Source organism: Granulicella sp. L56, assembly GCF_009765835.1.
In the GTDB taxonomy this organism is placed as follows: domain Bacteria; phylum Acidobacteriota; class Terriglobia; order Terriglobales; family Acidobacteriaceae; genus Edaphobacter.
This window is the reverse complement of the sequence record NZ_LMUS01000001.1, coordinates 770,214-791,446: the sequence shown is the minus strand read 5'-3', so window position 1 is coordinate 791,446 and position 21,233 is coordinate 770,214. Positions and strand designations below refer to the sequence as shown.

Genomic DNA, 21,233 nt, shown 5'->3' with positions numbered 1-21,233 from the left:
ATTTTTTCTGTCGCGAGCCTATTCGTGAAAAGAAGGTAGTGGAGAGATCGGTGGCCATGTTTAATAAGAAAACAGTTACAGGTGTTGTTCTGTTTGGGTTGTGTTTACTGGCGGGCTACAGTGCCCTTGGGGATACGAACAAGAGTAACCAGGATGCCATCATCTTTAAACTGGGAAGCTTCGACCGCTCTTCATTCGAGTTCGCATCAGACAGTCCGAAGCAGCCAGTGAACTTCGTTGTCGGGCAAAGCGACCCGGCAAAGGAGTGGTACGCAACGCAGCCAGCGGTGCTGAGTTCTGCTTCCGTACAGACAAGGGCGGATGTTCCCTCCGCACCCAGGGCGATCCGCTTTTCTATCGATACCACGCCGGGGGGCACGTATCGGTTGCGCGCATCCTTATTGATCGAGGCTGCCAGTGTGCCCGCTCTCCGCATAGACATTAACGGACGGCGCGGTATGCTTTACCTTCATCCCAAGCTCGATTACAGCAACGGCGATCAGGGCGATTCTTTTTACCCCGCATTTTCACATGCTGAAACTACACTCGAATTTCCTGCCAACTATCTGAAGCGTGGCGAAAACACAATTACGTTCCAGGTTGTTGAGCAGGCAGATCAGGCTGTGCCGGATGCAAGTCTCACATATGATGCGATCGAACTTGATCATGTGACCGGTGCGGGTACCCCGAATGCTTCTTCAGCTTTAATTGTGCCTACAATCTTCTTCCGTCAAGAGAGCGGCAGCATCAAGGAACAAGTCGACATTTTTATCCAGTCTGCAAGATCATTTAAGACTGGTGACGAAGTTGAATTGGCAGTCAACGGCAAGACCTATCGCCAAACCGTACCAGGTAATCAGGACCTCGGCGAAGAGAAGTTGAGCTTTTTAGTGCCTGAGTTTACGAAAGATACGCATGCTCAACTTACCTGGAAGAGTGACGGGCATCCACAGCACAGTGATCAAACCATCAATCCACAAAAGAAATGGACGATCTTCATCGTGCCGCATATCCATGTGGATGTGGGCTACTCAGATTACCAGCCGAAGGTAGCAGCAATTCAGAGCCGCGACATTGACGAAGCGCTGGATATGATCGATCAGAATCCTAATTTCAGGTACAGCCTGGATGGAGCATGGGATCTGGAGCAGTTTCTGAAGACACATACTGCTGCCGATCAGGCTCGTGCGATCAAGGCTGTGCAGGAGAAAAAGCTCTATGTGCCCGCGCAGTATGCGAATCTGCTGACGGGCTTTCCAACGTCTGAGACATTGATTCGCTCTCTCTACCCAAGCGCAAATTTCAGCCGGGAACACGGATCGCCGTTCAATTACGCAAATATTACCGATGTCCCTTCCTATTCGTGGTCATATGCTTCGGTTTTGGCGGCTGCGGGAATCCACTATCTTGCCGGCGGAAGCAATAACTACCGCGCTCCTGTTCTGCTTCAGTGCCGGTTAAACGAAAATTCGCCGATGTGGTGGGAGGGGCCGGACGGAAGCAAAGTTCTACTGTGGTATTCGCGTATTTATCAGCAGATGCAGATGATCTTTGGATTACCTCCGGTACTGGATGCTGGACGCGACACGCTGCCATTGTTCCTGCAGATGTACGAGCATCCGGGTTATGTTGCTGATGAGACGATCATGTACGGCACTCAAGTCGAGAACACGGACCTCTTTCCACAGCAATCGCAACTTGCGCAAAAATGGAATGAAACCTATGCCTATCCGCATCTGAAATACTCCGGCTTTTACGACGCCCTTCAGTCGATTCAGCAGCAGTTTGGTAGCAACATTCCGACCATTCGCGGCGATGGCGGCCCCTACTGGGAAGACGGAATTGCATCGGACGCTTATTACGCTGGAATGGAGCGCTGGAACGAGGGCCGAGCCCCGACAGCGGAAAAATTTGCCACGCTCACTTCGATCGTGAATCCGCACACGCGAGCCGATAAGGGCGCACTGGATCGCATGTGGAGAAACATGGTCCTGATGGATGAGCATACGTGGGACTCGTACAACAGCATCTCTGATTCGACCAGCATGGAGGCGGTTAAACAACTGGCCGTAAAGGATCAGTATGCCGTAAATGCACAGGCTCTCGCTGATTTCATCACACAGAACACCATGGCAAGCCTGACCAGCGCCATTCCGGTTGGGGCAGGGAAGGTGATCATCTTTAACAGTCTTAGCTGGAAACGGAGCGGATTGGTTTCGATTGATATTGACAAGAAATCCGAGCTGGTTGACACAACAACCGATCAGAAGGTCCCATTCAAAATTCTCCAAAGTGGGCCAAACTTTGATCACATTCAGTTTGTGGCTACAGATATTCCGGCGGTCGGATACAAAGTTTACAAGATGCAGCCATCAACATCTCCGTCACCGATTACAGCAACCCAACAGAGTCTAACGATGGAGAATTCTTATTATCGTGTGACACTTGATCCGTCGACAGGAGCAGTCAAGAGCATCTATGACAAGCAACTGAACCACGAGTTGGTAAATGAAAGCAGCCCATATCGCTTTGGACAGTATCTTTACGTCACCGGTGGCGATAAAGCTCCGAACACGATTTTGCAGTATAGCCACGTTTATCCGAAGCCCGCACTGGAGGTCCATCCTGCAGAAGGGGGCAGCTTAGTCTCCGTCTCTCGGATGCCTTATGGGTGGGTCGCGCGTATGCAGAGCCGCGACCTTAACACTCCCGCTATAACCAGCGAGATTCGACTTTTTAATCGAACAAAGAAGATTGAGTTTGTCGAGGATGTGGAGAAGAAAGATGTCGACACGAAAGAGGGCGTATATTTTGCATTCCCATTCGCGATGAACCATCCAGAGTTTAAATACGAGGTTCAAAACGGAGTAGTTAACCCGGTGAAAGATATGTATCCGGGCGCCGGGCATGAATGGTTTTCTGTTCAGCACTGGATTGCATTGCAGGAAGGCGGCGTTTCTGTCAGTCTACTTCCGCTGGATGCAGGCTTGGCGACGTTTGGCGACATCAATCGAGGGGAATGGCCGGATCATTTTGGCGACCGCCCCGGTTCTGTCTTCTCTTACATTATGAACAACTACTGGGACACGAACTATCGAGCCGGACAAGGGGGACACTTTAAATTTCACTACGTCCTTACGAGCGCGTCTTCCACCAATGCGTCTGAGTTGAGCCGTCTGGGGTGGGAGGAGATCACTCCGCTGGAAGCGGACATCGTCACCACGCAGGACAAAGCACTCTCGTCACCCGAAGGAGAAGATCACAACGCCAGTCCATCGGGTTCGGTTGCCAGCTCCGGTTCGCCATGCATCCTCGATCCGAAGGAAGACAGCTTTCTAAACGTGGATGATCCTAATGTCCTATTCGAGACCTGGAAGCCCGCAGAAGACGGCAACGGCACCATCCTCCGTTTTCTTGATATGGGAGGCGATCAGCGAACGGTAACTGTTCGGGTCCCACTCCTGCATATTGAACAGGCGTGGCAGGGCAATGCTGTGGAGAAGGATGGGGAGAAACTTTCGCTGTCGGGAGATCATGCTTTCAGCTTTGTCATCCACCCGCATGAAATTGCCTCGATTCGGATCGTCGGGTCCGATGCATGCAAGGTTGATTGAATGGACTAGCGGAATATATCGAATTGCGTGTAAAAGGTATGTGGAAGGGATTGCATGGACTTACGCTTCAACTGACACTCAGTGTTCTTTGATCTTTTGTCTGAAGCATTCCCAATGAGCTATTGGAGGTATTCTCCTCACGCATGAGTTTTTCTCGTCGCAGCTTTCTCTACTTATCCGGTAGCGCGTGGGGTATGGAGCTCCTTGGCCAGGTCGCAACCAGAGGCCTGAAGCAAGGGGCTCTTTCCGCACCGTCAGGTCGTCCCTTCGACGCTCATTTTGTCGATGTGGCGGAGAGTGCAGGCCTGACATTTCCGACCATCTATGGCGGCGTCGATCATAAGGAGTACATTCTCGAAGCAGATGGATGCGGCTGTGCCTTCATTGACTATGACAACGATGGATGGATGGACGTTTTTATCCTTTCGGGAATGCGCCTGAACGGTACTCCGGCAAATACCGGCAACCGGCTCTACAAGAACAACCGGGACGGAACATTTACGGATGTCACGGAAAAGGCCGGCTTGAGCTCATCCGAGTGGGCTATGGGCGTATGCGTTGGGGACTACAACAACGATGGCTTTGAGGATTTGTTCTGTACCTATTACGGACAAAATAAACTCTATCGCAATAACCGCGATGGAACGTTTACAGATGTAACACAACAGGCTGGCTTGGCGCTGCCGACTAATCCTCCTAGTTGGGGAGCTGGATGCTCATTTATTGACTACGATCGCGATGGGAATCTGGACTTGTTCCTTTCCACTTACGTTGAGTTTGATTTAAAGACCACGCCGACACCGGAACGCGATGTGAACTGTAACTGGAAAGGTATTCCCGTAAACTGTGGGCCGCGAGGTTTGCCCCCGAGCTTTCCTGGAGCGCATGTGCTCTTTCGCAATAATGGCGACGGAACGTTTACCGATGTAACGAAGCAGGCCAAGATTGACGGTCCGCGCCGCGCTTACGGGATGACCGTCGTCGCAGCGGATTTTGACGAGGATGGATGGCAGGACATCTATGTGGCGTGCGATTCCACGCCAAGCCTCCTCTATATGAACAATCACGATGGAACCTTTCGGGAAGAGGGAATTTTTCGCGGTGTTGCATTGAGCGAAGATGGGGGCGAGCAGGCCGGGATGGGAATTGGCTTGGGTGACTATAACCGTGACGGGCACCTTGATATCTTCAAGACAAACTTTTCAGATGACACAAGCGACCTGTATCGAAATGACGGCCATGCCAATTTTCAGGATGTAACGCGAGCCAGCCGGATCGCGGAAGAGTCGCGTTACACCAGTTGGGGAACGGGGATTGTCGACTTGGACAATAACGGAGACCCTGACATCTTTCTTGTTACTGGCAGTGTCTATCCTGAAGTAGAGAAAAAGCTTTCCCAATATCCGAATAAAGGCCCCAGATTTCTGTTCAGAAATCTGGGCGATGGCACGTTCGAGGAGATTGGTCAGCAGGCAGGTACAGGGGTCACGACACCCCACTCCAGCAGAGGCTGTGCCTTTGGGGATTTTGATAATGATGGCGATCTCGACATTCTGATTGTGAATATGAACGAGCCGCCATCGTTGCTGCGGAATGACATAAAAGGTAACTATCACTGGGTCAAAGTAAAGCTGATCGGCACAAAATCGAATCGAAGCGCGATTGGGGCGCGGGTTGTGGCTCACTACGGTGGAAAAAGCAATGCTCAAACTTTGGCCAGCCAGTCGAGCTATCTTTCTGTCAATGATTCGCGGCTCCATTTCGGGCTGGGCGATGCACAGCAGGTGGATATCGACGTATTCTGGCCTAGTGGCGAGGTTGAGCATCTGAAAGCCGTCAAGGCCGATCAACTGATTACAGTGCAGGAAGGCAAGGGGATTATTGCCAAAACACAGTTCCGTAAGACTTAGAGCAGAGGTGGGGGGCCGCGTGAAGCGGCGCAGTTGGCAGATCATTTGCCGAGTCTGTCTCACTCTGACTTTTATCTTCATTGCCGGCGCTATCAGTCCCACTTGGGCGCAGAGTAGCGGGCAGAAAAACGAGAACGTTTGCGACGTGCACGGCACGCTGCGCCGTGTCGATGAGCTTTTGAAGCTGCATCGAGATGCAGAAGCTAAGCTTCTGCTGCAGAGGGTGGAGAAATGTGTGCATCTGTCGCAGATCGAAACCTTTAATATTGCCTGGTCTTATGGCAGGATGCATGACTTCAAGACAGCTCTCAGGCTCTTTGCGACCGTCGATGCGGATGTGCCCGACGACCAAACACATGCCTATGCGGTCGCGTTTGGCCAGTTCGAGATGGGCGACTATCCGTCGGTGATCAAGAGCCTTAAAGCAGTGCAGAATAAGCAAGCGCTTAACCCTGACTGTGTAAATCTTCTCGCTGTATCGTATGCAAAGCTAGGCCAATATCAGGATGCATACGTGCTTCTTCGGGGCCAGATTCAGGAGCATCCGCAAGATTTATTTTCTTACCTGAATCTGATAACGCTGCTAACCGATGCCGGACAGTTTGCTGAAGCGCAAAAAGTGGCGACAGAGTGTGTCGCGGTTTTTCCGAATAATTCAGAGGTGTTTGTCGTTCGTGGCGCCACGGAGACCTTGCTGGGCCAGTTGGACAAGGCACGTGATGACTTTGATAACGCAGTGAAAGCTTCGCCCGAAAAAACGGATCCGCGATTCTTTTTGGCACTAACCGACTACAAGTTGAGCAACTATGCAGCGGCGGCCGCCGATCTAAGGAGTGCAATGGATGCCGGGGTCAGCAGTGCGGATTTAGAGTACCTATTGGCCGAATGCATGTTGAAACTCGATCCAACGAAACCGACCGAGGCACTTGCCCAACTGGATATGGCGATCCGGCTCGACGGAAATTCTGTGCCTTCTCGCACACTGCGCGGGAAGCTTCTTTTAGAAGAAGGGAATTCACAGAAGGCGGTTGTGGATTTAGAGATAGCCCACAAGATCGATCCTACGATGCGGAGTGCTACCTATAATTTGGCTCGTGCGTATTTTGCCGTCGGTAAGCAGAAGGAAGCGCAGGCTCTTTATCAACAGTTACAACAACAGACGACGAACACTGTTAATGAGCTTAGTGATCGGAGAATCAAGCAAGTTCTGTCGGGAGGCCCGTAAGTTCCTCAGATCGCAGGATTGCCTGGTTGCATTCACGCTACATTGGCCGAAAAATAGCCGATAGATATATCGTATACTGTAAACCATATTGATGATTGATTTGAAGGAGAGTTGTAACTGAATGCCCCCCACAACCCAGCTCTCAGAGCTCCCCGTAGCTACCTTAAAGACTCATGTCGTCGAGCGAATCCGCAATGCAATTCTGACGGCTGTCTTCAAGCCTGGTGAACGGCTCAATGAAACCCATCTCGCCCAGCAATTTGGAGTAAGCCGGATTCCGGTGCGTGAAGCTTTATTTCAGCTCCAGGAGCAAGGATTGGTGATGAACCATCCTCGTCGCGGCATGTTTGTTGTCATGCTTAGCGAGGAGGACGTGCAAAAGATTAATAGTCTGCGGATTGTGCTTGAGGCTGAGGCCATCAAATTGTGCCGCGTGAACCTAATACCCAGCTATGAAAAGCGGCTTGAGGCGCTGGTGGAAAAGATGGAGAGCACGACCACGGAGTCTGACTTTGATGCTTCAAAATTGGATTTGGAATTTCACCGGATAGTTTGGGCTGCATCTGGAAACTCATATCTGGAGAAGACGTTGAATTCCCTGGTGACGGTCCTCTTCTCGCATCAGGCGCTTGCTTATATGACGGCCCATAATTCACTTCATTGGCCGTTGCGTCATCACCGCGATCTCCTTGATGTGATTCTAAGCAAATCAAATATGAGTCCGGAAGCTGCGGTTATAAAACACCTTCGCCATCGTTATACGAATCCAGAGCGTTATTCCAGCCTGGCCCATACGCAGATTCCCCTCACATAAGCTCGTAGTGCTAAAGCAGGACTTGTGGGGCAGCAGTGCACCAATTATTTCTGTATACAGTATGCAAATAGGGAGAAGATATGGATCGCCGAGACTTTCTGAAAGGAATGACCATTGCCTCCATCAGCCCGCTTGCTTCTCATGCAAGCGCAATGGAAGTTCAATCCAATGAGACGGTAAACACTGTTTATGTCGTTTCCATGTGCCATCTCGATATCGGTTTTACGGACACTGAGCGAAATGTTTTACTGACGTACTTTGATGAATATCTGCCGCGCGCAATGGATTTGGCAACGGCATTCCGCAGCTCTCAAGGAGAAGAGCGGTATGTCTGGACGATTGCGTCATGGATGATCTATCAGTACCTGGAGCAGGCATCGACCAAAGATCGCAAACGAATGGAAGATGCCATCCTGGCCGGCGACATCGCCTGGCACGCGATGCCATTTACGTGGCAGTCGGAGATGCTGGACCGCTCTTTGATCTCATCTGCCTTAAATATCTCTACGGTTCTCGATCGGAGATTCGGTAAGAAGACAGTCGCGGGCAAGCTAACCGATGTGCCAGGCCATACCCGCGGATTGATTGCTCCCCTTGTAGAAGCAGGCGTTGAGTTTTTGGATATCGGTGACAATCCGGGATGCAGGGCTCCTGATGTGCCTTTCTTACCCGCGAGTGGGACGGCTGGTTCAACAACGGAGGGTGCCGAGCCACTGGAGCCACACTGCCACCTCTTTAACTGGCGCAATCCTAAAGGGGAGCAGGTCATGGTGCTCTATCATCCGCTGGGATATGGTGGCACGGTGGCGGTTCCGGGAACGGACATCGCAGTTTCAATTCGAGTCGCGATCGACAACTCCGGTCCGCATACTGCACAGCAGGTAAAAGAGTATTACGCAGCGTTACGCAGCCGCTTTCCCAGAGCGCGAATTGTTGCCGCAAATCTGAGCACGGTTGCCACGGCGCTGCGTAAGGTGCGTGATCGTCTGCCAGTCGTTACTCAGGAGATTGGAGACACCTGGATTTATGGCCCGGCTAGCGATCCGGGCAAAGTTGCACGGTATCGCGAGTTATGCCGTTTGCGGCAGGAATGGCTGGCCGACGGGCGGCTCCATGTGGGAGATACAGTGGACATGGCATTTACGTCCAGGCTGATCCTGATGCCTGAGCATAATTGGGGACTCTCTACCGGTCAGTACCTGAAGAACCCGGACATCTATACCGTCAGTCAACTTCGCAAAGCCAGGATTGAAAAACCCGAGTTTCAAAAGATGGACGATGAGTGGACTGATAAGCGGCGCAATGTGGACATTGCCGTGCTGACACTCCCTCCCGCATTGCAGCAAGAGGCAAACTCCAGACTGGAGGCCCTTAAGCCAAGTCTTCCTGATAGGCAGTCGTTGAATGAGTTCAACCCTGCGAACAATTTCCAAACATCAAATTTTGATGTTTCTCTCGATCCTGCACATGGAGCGATCGTAAAGCTGAGAGATAGGAAGACGGGCCGTGAATGGGCATCCTCAGAGCATCCACTCGCACTTTTCAGATATCAGACATTTACAAGCGCCGACTTTGCGCGTTTCAACACCCAATACAACACGCAGCGGTTTGCCGACAATGATTTTGGCAAGCCGGGAATGAATCAGTATCCGGCCGAGAGCAGAACCTGGCAACCCGAATTGCAGCGGTGTAGCGCCGGAGAGGATGCCAAGGGGCACCGTATTGTTGTAGACCTGCAGATGCCGAAGCCTGATCCGTCGTTGGAAGACTTAATCGGCTGGCCGGAACACTCGACGGTCGAACTGTCGTTTCCGCACAACGAGCGTGCTGTGTATATCACCTTACAGTGCTTTCGGAAGCGACCGAACCGCATGGCAGAGGCGATGTGGTTTTCCTTCTCGCCGAATGCTCCTGACCCAAATGGGTGGCAGTTTGAAAAGGTGAATCAGCCGATATCTCCACTGGATGTAATCGAAAACGGCAATCGCCATTTACACGCAGTTACCAAGGATGTTAGCTATCGCGATGAAAAGGGAAGTTTCACGCTGGAATTGCTTGACGCGGCCCTTGTGGCTCCTGGTCAGAGATCGCTGTTGGACTTTAATAACAAACAACCGGACATGCGAGAAGGTGTGCATGTGAATCTCTACAACAATCTTTGGGGCACTGCCTTTCCGCAGTGGTACGAGAGTGACATGCGGTTTCGCTTTGTAATCAAGGTATGACTAAGTGCACTACGGACCGGACAAACAGCGACCCCATTCGTGAATGCGCTGGATAGTGGTAACTGCTTACTTATAGTAGTTGCCGATACATATTAGGATCATCGACGAAAGCAGGCATGCAAGGCTTCCGGTAAGTGCCGTCCATGCGCTTATACCGGCCTGCTTCCACTCGCCTTGAAGCAGGCCAGCAGTAGTAGAGCTCAGAACAATCATGCCGACGAACAGAGCCCAGCCGACCGAGGAGCCTAAAGCCCCGAGCAGGGAAGGAGAAATCGCCATCCCCCAAAGTGCCACGCTCGCTGAGTAGAGAATCGCCATGGCAAAGACCAGTCCCCAATAAAGATAAGAACGATTCACTCTGTAATGACGGCAGGTGCGGTTCTTCCATAAGAGATATATGCAGTAGCTGCAATTTGGAATTGCTCCTCCGAAAAGAATCAGGGATAGTACGGCGTTCGATGCTCCAACCGAGGATGCGTCGCCATAGTGAATTGCAGAGCTGAAGAGACGATGCTCCCAGGGCATTGCCATCGCAACAGGCAGGAGGCCGGAAAGTATTCCTCCGAGCGTAGCCAGGATAGAACCCAAAATACGCTTTGAGGGAGCCTGAGTCACATCCTCTTGAGTTTTTCTATTCCACCTACCAGCCAGAAATCCTAAAACGACAGAGACGGTTGAAAACGCTACACCAGCGAGAACAAGCCAGTCAGCCGCCGAGCCCAGCAGGGAATGCTTGAACAGCAGCCGGGGAACTAGAATGCCGACAGCATTCATGGATCCGACGAGCAAAGCAAAGCTCAAGGTAAGACCGGCATAGACGATGGAGATACCAAATAGCAGCGATCCTGTATAAACGAGCGCACCACAGGCCATCGCTGCGAATATGTCAGCAAGGTTCGCATGCTGACATGCCAGCGGAAACTGAGGCACGGTATACCAGGCGATGATTCCGGGAAAGAGCACGAGAGATAGAAAGCTGAACGGTAGCCAGTTGTTTTCCCATGCCCAGACCTTGTTGGCTTTCATTGGCAGCGGAAAGAGGCCGTTCATCACCCCGGCGATAGAAGCAATTGCTATTCCCGCGCCAATATTCACCTGATTGTCCCTGGCTGACGAGAGCGATGTTCTCTTTCAATATTCATAAGCGCGGCACGCATAAATCCCAGCGTGTGCGCCATGCCAGCGTGCCAGGGAGCGGAACAACTCATCTGCGGAGTGTGGTCGGGAATAAGAACGCCATCAAATCCGTTGCGGTCAAGAATTGACAGGATCCTAAGCATATCGATATCGCCATCATCGATAAATGCTTCTTTATAATTGGGAACCTTGCCGCGAACATTGCGGAAATGAATGTAAGCAATGCGGTGCTGCTTACTATATTGATCAACAGCACTGTAGATATCGCCGTCACTCATTTCAGCTAGCGTTCCCAGGCAAAACTCAAGACCGTTTCTGGAGCTGTGATTGATGTCAATCAACCTTTGATACATATCTGGCTGATAGACCAGTCGAGGCTGCTGACGCATGGTCGGTAAAGGCGGATCATCTGGATGGGCAGCAAGCGTTACGCCGGCTTCTTCCGCAACAGGCAGAACCTCTTCGAGAAATCTCTCGACTCTCTTCCAAAGTTCTTCATGCGAAATAGAGGGAAGCGTGCCCGCGGGGGCATGCTGATCGTAAATCATGTTCCAAACCATGCCGTTTGGAATTGGTGTCTCGACAGGTCCATCGAGACCGACAGATACGGCACCACCTCTCGCGAATGGCCCCTGGATACGTCCGCAGACACCGGCCAGGCTGAAGTTATAGCCGAGGATCGGGATTCCGGCTTCTCCCATCCGGCGAATGATGGTCTTGACATTCTCAATGTGGGCGGCTCGCTTGGGCCCGTCGAGCAGAATGTCGTGCCAATGGGCCGGGTCGAGGTTTTCGATTGCCTCAAGATGAAGCCCCGACGCCTCTATCTCGGTCTTTAAGTCGCTAAGTTCTTTTTGTGTCCAGAGATGCTCAGGATCTCCAGCCATTCCCCACGGACTGTCTTTTCCGCCCGTAGGTTGATTGTTGGCCGGGTTTGAAGCACTACCTTTGAAGTAATCAACCAGGTGAACGACTACATGAGTACATCCAGCCTGAGCAGCGAAGGCATAGTGCTCGGAGGTTAACATGTGGCGATATAAGCCAAGCCCAAGTTTCATATCGATGGATCATCCAATCTTCGGGATGCTGACGCCGAAATCTACTCGGAGTATCTGACCCGTTATTTCCTCTGCCATCTCGGAGCAGAGAAATACAAATGCGTCCGCAATTGCTTCCGGCGAATTGCGCTTTCCCATGGGTGCCACGCGAAGTACGAACTCTCGATACTCCTGGTCCTCTTCAAAGACCTTGAGCGAGCTACCTGCAGCCACATTCCCTGGAGAGATCCCGTTGAAACGTATGCCCGCCGGGGCATACTCAAGGGCGAGGCAGCGGGTCAGATGCTCCAATGCAGCTTTTGCTGTAGCGTAGGCCGGAATTCGGGTATGAGGAATTTGGGCCACATAGGATGAAGTGAAGATCAGGTGGCCGGCAATTTTGCGGCGCACCCATTGCGAAACGAAAGCGCGTGCCAGATAAGTTTGTGCAAAGTAATTAAACTTGAAGATACGATCAAAGTCAGCTTCTGACGTTTCGGCGAACGGATGAAGTCCACACCCTCCAGCATGACCCAAAACAGTGTCCAGGTTTAAGTAGCGACTTATCATGTCATGGACGACAGCTTCTACTTCAGTTGAATTTGTTACATCCATCTGGCGATAGATGTACCTTGAGGGACGAATCTTCCAACTCTCGATTACAGGAAGAGCTTCTGCCTCAGATTTTGCGTCTGTGAGAATAAGAAAGGCGCCTGCTTCACTGAGTTTGCGGACGATATGTTCGGCAATCGCACCGAGAGCGCCTGTAATCAGGATAGATTTTTGCCACAGATCAATGCTGGTCATGAGATTCACTTTCAACTGCCGTGCTGAGAATTTCGCTGCTACATCGTCATCGCATCTTCAATGTCAGCTAGGGTGCGAGCCCAAAATTTCAGTTAGTGAATATTGAGTCGCCATTTGAAGCCCTTCACATAATTCCGTGTTCTTTATATGTGGCAACCGCACTTATTCCAGCTTCAAGGGATTTTTTGACTAATTTTTCTCCGCGAGCCTTTTCAAGGGCCTTGGTGAAGACCTCTCGTTCTGCTTCCTTCGGAACAATGCATACACCATCAATATCGCCAAAGATAATATCGCCTGGTTGAATCCGGACAGTCCCAATCTCAATGGGCACGCGGAAGTCGTGCACCTTATAGCGAGGCGCAGAGTCCTGACCGTAGGAGCCATAGCCAAAGGTTGGAAAATTCATTCGAATCAATTCTTTGGTGTCCCGGTAATAGCCGTCTAGAACCGCTCCTCTTGCTCCCAGCTTTGTGGCCCGCGTCGCCATCATTTCGCCCCATGTGGCGTTTCGCGGAGCTGATCCAGTGCAGAGATAAACTTCGCCTTTCTGCAAATCATCGAGGGCCTCAAGCATTAGTCCGAAAGGCTTTGCCATTAGCTCATTTGCAGAGTTCAAGGATGACTCCTGAAAGACGTCTCCGCACAAGACGGGCATTGCGCGGCCTATAACCATGGCCTCATTGGTGATAGGTCTGATTTGCGGAGGGAGAAATTGATGGAAGAGGTGGAGTTTGTCCATAATGTCGCCGACGACGCAGGTGAACAGTTCACGTTCTGCAAGTGTAAAAAGTTCGTCATCTGTACTCCAAGCAGTCATGCACCCTCCTTCGCTCGCTCTAATGGTGCAGAAAAATAGACAAAAATTATGGCTACAATTTCTCTATCATGGCATACTGTATACAGCATGTCAAAATAAAATCTCTTTTCTTGATTCTATAAAGTAATTTCGATCATGTAATGTGATCCTATTATCATAATAGAGAGTTCACTTGAAAACATAGCCCACTCTCAGGTATGAGTTCAGATGCGCGAATTCCGATGATTGGATTGACAAAATGACAGTTGCCGAGCCTTCAGGCGCGCCGTTGCTCCAGAAAGAGGACTTTACCGTATTTGCTGACGGTCTCGATCATCCGGAGGGGCTGGCGTTCGACGATGAGCAAGCGTTGTGGGCCGGTGGAGAGCTTGGCCAAATCTATCGAATCGATCCGTCAGGCCGAAGCGAGGAGATTGTGCGGCTGGGGGGCTTTTGCCTGGGATTGACGTTCTCTGCCCAGCAGGAACTTTGGGTATGCAACTCAGGCCTTCATGCCTTGATGAAGATTGACCGTAGCGGGCAGGTTTTACAGACGGTCTCTCGGGCGGGCGATCGGCCTCTTGTCACACCCAATTTTTCGGTCTTTGATCATGAAGGTAATTTGTATTTCAGTGATTCCGGAGAATGGGACCGTGGGAATGGCTTCGTATATTGCCTGCGTCTGACGGGTACCGTAGAAGTGATTGCGGGGCCGCTGGCTTTTCCAAATGGACTTGCTCTGAGTAGCGACGACTGCTTTCTGTTTGTCGTCGTGAGCCAGCACGACCATGTGTTACGCATTCCGGTATCGGCAGGACATGCTGCCGGAGCTGCTGAAATATATGCGGAGGGACTTGCTCGTGTTCCGGACGGACTCGTGTTCGACGAGAGAGGAAATCTTTATGTCACCTGTTATGCCAGCGACTGCATTTATAGGGTGAACCCAGATCGCAGTATCCAACTCCTTGCCTTCGATTCAGAAGGTACGAGGATTGCCCGGCCAACCAATGCGGCATTCGGTGGAGCTGCTATGGATGATCTCTATGTGGCAAATCTTGGCCGATGGCATATCGGACGCGTGCATGTAGGGATACCTGGACAGCGGCTTGTGAACTTGTAATTGTATGGAGCGGGCGGTGAACGAAAGGGCACTGACGACTGTGACGCTTACGAATAGGCAGGATGCGCGGCGACTGGTGATCAGCCGATATTCCGTAATTCTGTTTCTGATCGTATGGAGTTGTCTTGTATCGGCGCACTCGCAGGAACATGTCCTTTGGCAAATCGGAAAGTTTGACGATTCTTCGCAGGAGTTTAGCAGCCAGGGCATCGACTACAACAGCCCTGAATTCTCTGTGGTTTATATGGTTGGCAAGAGCCACGAAGCAGACTGGCCGCGTTTTCAGCCAGGGCCTGCAAACGCCATCGATGGAGGGCGACTGCACCCGTTTTCTATTGTCTTTCCGCTGCTGGATGTAACTCAGGGTCTTTATCAACTCCGCGTAGCCATGATGTATGAGACGCCGCGCATGTCTGCCCTGCAGCTCGACGTGAACGGACACAAAGGGGTCTTCTACTTTCATCCAAGGCTGGATTACGGCGCCGGAGACTGGGAAGGCACATTTGTGCCGCAAACGTCGCGCGACGTAAAGACAATCGACATTCCGACGCAGTGGTTGAAGCGTGGAGCCAATACTTTTATTTTAACGGCAATCGACACGCCTTCAACGCCGCAGAGTTCGATGGGCAACATAGCGCCCGGCCAGAGTGGCATTGTCTATGATGCGCTCGCGTTCACGCATAACGATCAGAAGCGCTACGCGCCGGGATCGATCCTTGCCACAGTTCTTCCAACAATCTTTTATAAAACGTCATCGACTGGGTTGCAGGAGATTGTTGATGTTTATCCGGAACTTGAGGCCGGGGCCGTGCAGCGTGGCGAAGTTACCTTTGCCATTGGAGGGAAGCAGTTTACACAGCCTCTTGTGCTGGAGGGAGAGTTTGGTGAGGCGCACCTGCGTTTTGCCGTACCGGAGTGGCACGGAGAAGTACAAGCTGTGCTGAGCGTCGATGGCCATCGGTTTCCGCAGAAGCTTGAGGCTGCGAAGAAGTGGATACTGGACATCGTTCCGCACGAGCACCTGGACATTGGATTCACAGACTATGCTCCGAAGGTCGCTGAGTTGCAATCGGAGAGTGTCGACGGGGTCCTTGATCTGCTGAAGCAGAAGCCTAACTTCCGATGGACTCTTGATGGCAGTTGGGTTGCTCAGAAGTACCTTCAAAGCCGGTCACAGGAACGCACGGAGCAATTTCTTGCCGCAGTTCGGGCCGGAGAGATTGTCATTCCTGCGCAATTCGCAAATGAGCTTACCGGCACTGCGTCGCTGGAGGAGCTGATCCATTCGCTGTACTACAGCCGCTCCTTGGCGGGTAAGTACGATCTGCCTATCGGTGCGGCAAACATCACGGATGTGCCTTCGTACAGTTGGTCTTATGCCTCTGTGCTGCATGATGCGGGCGTGAAGTATCTGGCGGCGGGCAGTAACTCATGGCGCGCCCCAGCAGTGCTGCTGGGGCGCTGGAATGAGAAGTCGCCGTTTTACTGGGAGGGGCCGGACGGCGGACGCGTCATGATGTGGTATTCGCGAGCGTATCTCCAGTTGGCTTCCATGTATGGAACGCCACCGACGCTGCCCGCGGTCGAAGATGCGACTCCCGTATTTCTACAGGCCTATACCCGGCCCGACTACACGGCGGACTCCGTCATCGTTTATGGGAGCCAGCTTGAAAACACACCGCTCAGTCGCGAGCAGGTAAACCTGCCGGAGATGTGGGCAAAAGAATACGCGTATCCGAAGATGACATTTACCACGTTTGAGGCGGCGATGGCATCGCTCGAAAAACAGTTTGGGGGACACCTCAAGGTATATCGCGGAGATTTCGGACCGTATTGGGAAGACGGTGTGACTTCGGATGCGAAGCATGTAGCGATCTTTCGCCGAAGCCAGCCACGCATCCTCACTGCCGAAAAGATGAGCGTATTGCCGGTGCTGCTCAACCCTGATCTACGGCCCGACGCTGCGCGCACGCGCGACGCATGGGAAAACATGCTGCTGTTCAATGAGCACACCTGGACAGCCGCAAGCGCCACAACGCAGCCGGAGGGGGATGAGTCTCGACGGCAACTTCAGCAGAAGGACCTGGAGAGTGTGATTGCGCATAATGACATTGCAAAGAGCATCGAACAGAGTTGGATGCAGCTTGAGTCTTTGGTCAATGTAAATCAGGATTCGGTTCTGGTTTTCAATTCGCTCAGTTGGAATCGCGGCGGATGGGTCGACGTAGATCTGCCGGACGGGCAGATCCTTGTCGATGCTGCGACAAAACAACCAGTGCCGCAGACAATTCTGAAGCGTGAGGCCGGACTTTCAATTCCTGGATTCGGTGGCCCCACGAATCGCGTCCGCTTTCAAGCTGCTGATGTCCCCGCAATGGGATACCGCACGTTCGCGATCGTTCCGAAAGCTTCTTCGAGTGCATCTCTGCAGCATTCGCTTCCTGCTTCGACAGGCAATGTGCTGGAGAACAGGTATTACCGAATTACGCTCGATCCACAACATGGGGCAATTAAAAGCATTTACGATAAGTCTCTTCGCAGAGAGCTGGTAGACAGTCAGAGCTCGTTTCTTTTTGGCTCTTATGTCTATGTAGAGGGTGGTGACGATGCGCCTCGTAACGCGCTCTATCGTTATGGAGTCGCACAACACCTGCCAGCCCTGAATCCAATTGAGGCTTCGCATGGGAAGCTTGTCGGCATTACCAGAAATACAGAGGGACTGACGGCAGTCCTGACGTCGAGCGCGCCCAATACGCCCATTATTCAACTTGAGATTACGCTGCCTTCAGACAGAAAGAGTATCGAGCTGACCTATAAAGTTCAGAAGATGGCCACGTTGCGTAAAGAAGCCGCATACTTTGCATTTTCATTTGCAGGCAAGAAGCCCGATTTCAATTATGAGACGCAAAATGCTTGGGCTAATCCGGCACGCGACGAGCTCATTGGCGGCAGCCGCGAGTGGTATGCCGTAAATCATTGGGCGGCGACAACAAGCGATGGCGTCACAGCGGCGATTCTGCCACTGGATGCGCCCATCGTAACCTTTGGAGACATTGTTCGCGGCACATGGCCGTCAGAGTTTCATCCGCGCAGTAATGCTATATTTTCGTGGATCATGTCGAACTACTGGGACACCAATTATGCCTCTTCTCAGGGCGGAAATTATGTGTTTCGCTACAAAATTGTCAGCATGAATGAATTTGATCCACAGCAGTTGACTCGCACTGGGTGGGAGATTATGACGCCACTTGAATCTGATCCAGTCAAACCAAGTCCGTATCCTCACGTCTTAGGCAATACGGCTGCGAGTTTTCTGCATATCAATTCCGACGCAGTTGTGGCGACAACATGGAAGATGGCGGAAGACGGAGAGGGAAGCATCATAAGACTGGAAGAAACCGCGGGAAGACCTGAATCAGTCGTGATTCACAGTGACTATCTCAGAGTCCAACATGCATGGCTGTGCAACATACTGGAGCAAAAACAAAAAGAACTGCAAATAGGCACGGATGGTATTGATCTCACAATTCCCGCGTATGGAGTTGTTACAGTTCGCATGGAGACGCGTCCCGTCGCCGGTCATCAGGAAGGGAATCGTGGAAATTAGCTTTTCCGGAAAAGTAGCTGTAGTAACAGGTGGCGCAATGGGGATTGGAGCGGCGACTGCTGAGCTTCTTTGTGAACTCGGTGCACGCGTGGCAATTCTTGATCGCGATGAGGCTCACGGTCGTGCGTTCGTGCAACGCCTGAATGGCTTGGGATACCCTGCAAACTTCTATGCGTGCGATGTCGCTGAGGTTGACAGTACGCGCAACGCCATCGCCGCCGCCGCGCAGACTTATGGCGCTCTTAATGTATTAGTACATTGTGCTGGTATACAGCGGTATGGAGATGCACTTTCGAGCAGCGTAGATTTGTGGCGTGAAACACTTGGCGTTAATGTCGACGGCTGTTTTTATGCAGTGCACTTTTCTCTGCCACATATGATTGCCGCGCAGGGTGGATCCATCGTAATTGTTGGGTCTGTACAAAGTGTCGCTGCGGTTGGAGATTCTGCCGCGTACGTTACTGCGAAACATGCATTGTTGGGTCTCACGCGTTCGATTGCGCTCGACTTTGCAGGCCGAAATGTGAGAGCCAACTGCGTGCTGCCTGGGGCAGTTGATACGCCGATGCTACGCTGGAGCGCTGGCCTTACGCCAGATCCTGAAGCAACATTCGAGCACTACGGGCGCGCACACCCGTTGGGACGGGTTGGCCAACCGATAGAGATTGCGCACGCAATCGCATTTCTGGCGAGCGACTGGGCATCATTTATCACGGGCGCTGCACTTACCGTTGATGGCGGCATGCTTGTGCCTGCAGGCGGAGTCGGCTTTCATGAAGATGGAGCCGGATTGGCGGGCAAGCAATGAGACCTTATTGGTGTGCGACGCAGCGGACTAATCATGCAGACTGAATTCATCCGGTGGAAGTATCGCGCAGCTTTCATGTTCCACAGTGAAGGCATTCACATTGTTGTGAAAGAAGGACAAAGCACGGTATGAGCAATGCCGCACTCGGATTCGCGATTCTTGTATTGGCCAGCATGATGAATGCCAGCTTCACGCTTCCAATGAAGTACACATCTCGCTGGGCGTGGGAAAACACCTGGCTGGTGTGGACGATTTTTGCGCTGCTGATTTTGCCGCCGGTGATTACGCTTAGTACGGTGCCTCATCTCGGAGAGATTTACTCATCAGTGGCTCCTAGTATGCTGTTGGTGGTCATGCTCTTCGGCGTTGGATGGGGAGTTGCACAGGTATTTTTTGGGTTAGCAGTCGATGCGATCGGCATTGCGCTTACATTCTCTCTCGTACTGGGAACGTCTGCTGCTGTTGGTACTCTCATACCGCTGGTTCGTTTACATCCTGAGCGTCTGCAAACTCCTGCCGGACACGGTGTACTTGTCGGTGTCGCACTGGTTATAGCAGGAGTGCTCGTCTGCGCCATTGCAGGACGCATGCGGGAGAAAGCTCGGAGCGGACATGCCGCAACGCATAAGAGTTCTGGGCTTGGCATTGCCCTCGCGATTCTTTGTGGGTTGGGAGCCTCGTTTATAAATCTCGGTCTCGCTTTTGGAAGCTCCCTTACCGAAGCGGCGCGATCCGCAGGTGCGGGAGAATTGAACGCTTCCAATGTGATCTGGATGCCGCTTATGCTGGCTGGGGCAATTCCAAACTTGTTGTATTGTCTGTGGCTGCTGCGGAAAAATCGTACGGGCAGCAAGTTTGCGGATGGGCGTCTGAGCCATTGGGGGCTGGCATTTGTGATGGCAGTCCTATGGTTGGGCAGTACGCTCTTGTATGGCTTTGCTGCCGCGAAGCTGGGCTCGTTGGGGCCGGTCCTGGGATGGCCGCTCTTTATGTCTCTCATCGTTATTATTGCAAGCCTGCTGGGCATGACAACCGGAGAATGGAGGAACAGCGGGCGCCTCCCGATCAGAATCCAATGGAGCGGGGTAGCTTTGCTGGTCCTCGCTGTTTTTATTCTTGCCAGCATGAGCCGGTACTTCTCTTAATGCGGCAGACCAGATAGGAACCCTTGATGCTTGCCTTATCTCTTGACATGGGCGGAACACATATTGGTTGCGCGGTGGTGCGTGATCAGAAGATACTGGCCTGCTCCTCGCTTGCAGCCGAGAGTGCTAAGGGCCTCGCTTCCATCCTTCCCCTGATCGCACAGACCTTGCAGCAGCTTCTGGACGAGTCCGGAGAGACTCTAAGTGCATGTGGTGGTCTCGCTGTCGGCTTTCCGGGAATCATCGATGCTCGAACCAGCCGCATCCTTTCCACGTTGAAGAAGTATGAGGACGCGAAGGAGTTGGATCTCGGCGCGTGGAGCGAAGAGGTTCTTGGTCTACCCCTGCGTATGGAGAACGACGCGCGCATGGCGCTCCTCGGCGAGCAATTTGCGGGAAGCGCTCAAGGTGTAAGTGATGTGGTCATGATGACACTGGGGACAGGCATTGGTGGGGCAGCGATAATTCATGGCAGGCTGTTACGCGGCGCACACGCACAAGCTGCCTGTCTTGGCGGGCACTTGCCGGTTAATTACCGGGGACGACTTTGTAAGTGCGGTAATATCGGCTGTGCCGAAGCAGAAGCATCCGGTTGGGCCTTGCCAGGGATCATTCGGGAGCATCCGGCGTTTGCAACCAGCCTCCTTGCCGCGGAACCGGAACTGAACTTTCGTAGGCTCTTCGATACGGCCGACCTGGGTGATCACGTTGCCTTGGAAGTACGGCAGCATTGCCTTGAGGTCTGGGCTGCCAACGCGGTGGCTTTAATTCACGCTTACGATCCGGAAGTTGTGATCATGGGGGGTGGAGTCTTGGGTCGGGCAGACGTCATATTGCCTTTTGTACAGAACCACATCAATAAGTATGCCTGGGCTGCGTGGGGAACGCCCGTCGTGCGAGCTGCGGAGCTTGGCGAGAAAGCCGCACTCCTGGGGGCTGTTCCGCTACTGACGGAAGCACGCTAATGTGATGAGCAGCCCGTCAGCGC

At 52.3% G+C, this 21,233-nt stretch carries 14 protein-coding genes; 10 read left to right on the top strand and 4 right to left on the bottom strand.

Annotation, left to right across the window (positions count from 1 at the left end):
• Window positions 1–56: 56 nt before the first annotated feature.
• The 5 genes from GSQ81_RS03205 to GSQ81_RS03185 all read left to right on the top strand — a co-directional run bounded on the left by GSQ81_RS03205 (window position 57) and on the right by GSQ81_RS03185 (window position 9,788).
• Window positions 57–3,614 carry a polysaccharide lyase family protein gene (locus GSQ81_RS03205; protein ID WP_254060045.1) on the top strand — a complete coding sequence of 1,186 codons (3,558 nt, stop codon included), beginning with the start codon at window positions 57–59 and terminating at the stop codon, window positions 3,612–3,614.
• A gap of 122 nt (window positions 3,615–3,736) precedes the next feature.
• Window positions 3,737–5,524, top strand: a complete 1,788-nt coding sequence (locus GSQ81_RS03200) for a CRTAC1 family protein (RefSeq protein ID WP_254059959.1) — start codon at window positions 3,737–3,739, stop codon at window positions 5,522–5,524.
• Window positions 5,525–5,543: 19 nt separating this feature from the next.
• A complete protein-coding gene (locus GSQ81_RS03195) occupies window positions 5,544–6,749 on the top strand; it encodes a tetratricopeptide repeat protein (protein ID WP_158909263.1) in 1,206 nt (401 codons plus the stop codon).
• A gap of 121 nt (window positions 6,750–6,870) precedes the next feature.
• Entirely contained in the window at window positions 6,871–7,563 is a 693-nt protein-coding gene (locus GSQ81_RS03190; protein ID WP_158909262.1) for a GntR family transcriptional regulator, read from the top strand.
• 80 nt (window positions 7,564–7,643) lie between these two features.
• Entirely contained in the window at window positions 7,644–9,788 is a 2,145-nt protein-coding gene (locus tag GSQ81_RS03185; protein ID WP_158909261.1) for a DUF5054 domain-containing protein, read from the top strand.
• Between the two features lie 66 nt (window positions 9,789–9,854).
• Here the strand turns inward: GSQ81_RS03185 and GSQ81_RS03180 are convergent, their stop codons facing one another.
• The 4 genes from GSQ81_RS03180 to GSQ81_RS03165 all read right to left on the bottom strand — a co-directional run bounded on the left by GSQ81_RS03180 (window position 9,855) and on the right by GSQ81_RS03165 (window position 13,586).
• A complete protein-coding gene (locus GSQ81_RS03180) occupies window positions 9,855–10,883 on the bottom strand; it encodes an L-rhamnose/proton symporter RhaT (RefSeq protein ID WP_158909260.1) in 1,029 nt (342 codons plus the stop codon).
• On the bottom strand, window positions 10,880–11,983 hold the full coding sequence (locus GSQ81_RS03175) for a mannonate dehydratase (RefSeq protein ID WP_158909259.1): 1,104 nt from the start codon (window positions 11,981–11,983) through the stop codon (window positions 10,880–10,882). Before GSQ81_RS03175 ends, GSQ81_RS03180 begins: the two co-directional genes overlap by 4 nt.
• A 9-nt stretch (window positions 11,984–11,992) precedes the next feature.
• The gene (locus GSQ81_RS03170; protein WP_158909258.1) at window positions 11,993–12,769 is read right to left on the bottom strand and encodes an SDR family NAD(P)-dependent oxidoreductase; all 777 of its coding nucleotides are present in this window, start codon (window positions 12,767–12,769) and stop codon (window positions 11,993–11,995) included.
• A gap of 124 nt (window positions 12,770–12,893) precedes the next feature.
• Window positions 12,894–13,586, bottom strand: a complete 693-nt coding sequence (locus GSQ81_RS03165) for an RraA family protein (protein WP_158909257.1) — start codon at window positions 13,584–13,586, stop codon at window positions 12,894–12,896.
• A 238-nt stretch (window positions 13,587–13,824) separates the two neighbouring features.
• Between GSQ81_RS03165 and GSQ81_RS03160 the strand changes: the two genes are divergently transcribed.
• The 5 genes from GSQ81_RS03160 (at window position 13,825) to GSQ81_RS03140 (ending at window position 21,210) form a co-directional block, all read left to right on the top strand.
• The gene (locus GSQ81_RS03160) at window positions 13,825–14,685 is read left to right on the top strand and encodes an SMP-30/gluconolactonase/LRE family protein (protein WP_158909256.1); all 861 of its coding nucleotides are present in this window, start codon (window positions 13,825–13,827) and stop codon (window positions 14,683–14,685) included.
• A gap of 16 nt (window positions 14,686–14,701) precedes the next feature.
• Window positions 14,702–18,292, top strand: coding sequence for a polysaccharide lyase family protein (locus tag GSQ81_RS03155; RefSeq protein ID WP_158909255.1), 3,591 nt, complete (start codon window positions 14,702–14,704; stop codon window positions 18,290–18,292).
• Window positions 18,282–19,100, top strand: a complete 819-nt coding sequence (locus GSQ81_RS03150; RefSeq protein WP_216846363.1) for an SDR family NAD(P)-dependent oxidoreductase — start codon at window positions 18,282–18,284, stop codon at window positions 19,098–19,100. Before GSQ81_RS03155 ends, GSQ81_RS03150 begins: the two co-directional genes overlap by 11 nt.
• Window positions 19,101–19,228: 128 nt before the next feature.
• The gene (locus GSQ81_RS03145) at window positions 19,229–20,245 is read left to right on the top strand and encodes an L-rhamnose/proton symporter RhaT (protein ID WP_158909254.1); all 1,017 of its coding nucleotides are present in this window, start codon (window positions 19,229–19,231) and stop codon (window positions 20,243–20,245) included.
• A gap of 26 nt (window positions 20,246–20,271) precedes the next feature.
• Window positions 20,272–21,210, top strand: coding sequence for an ROK family protein (locus tag GSQ81_RS03140; protein ID WP_158909253.1), 939 nt, complete (start codon window positions 20,272–20,274; stop codon window positions 21,208–21,210).
• Window positions 21,211–21,233 lie beyond the last annotated feature (23 nt).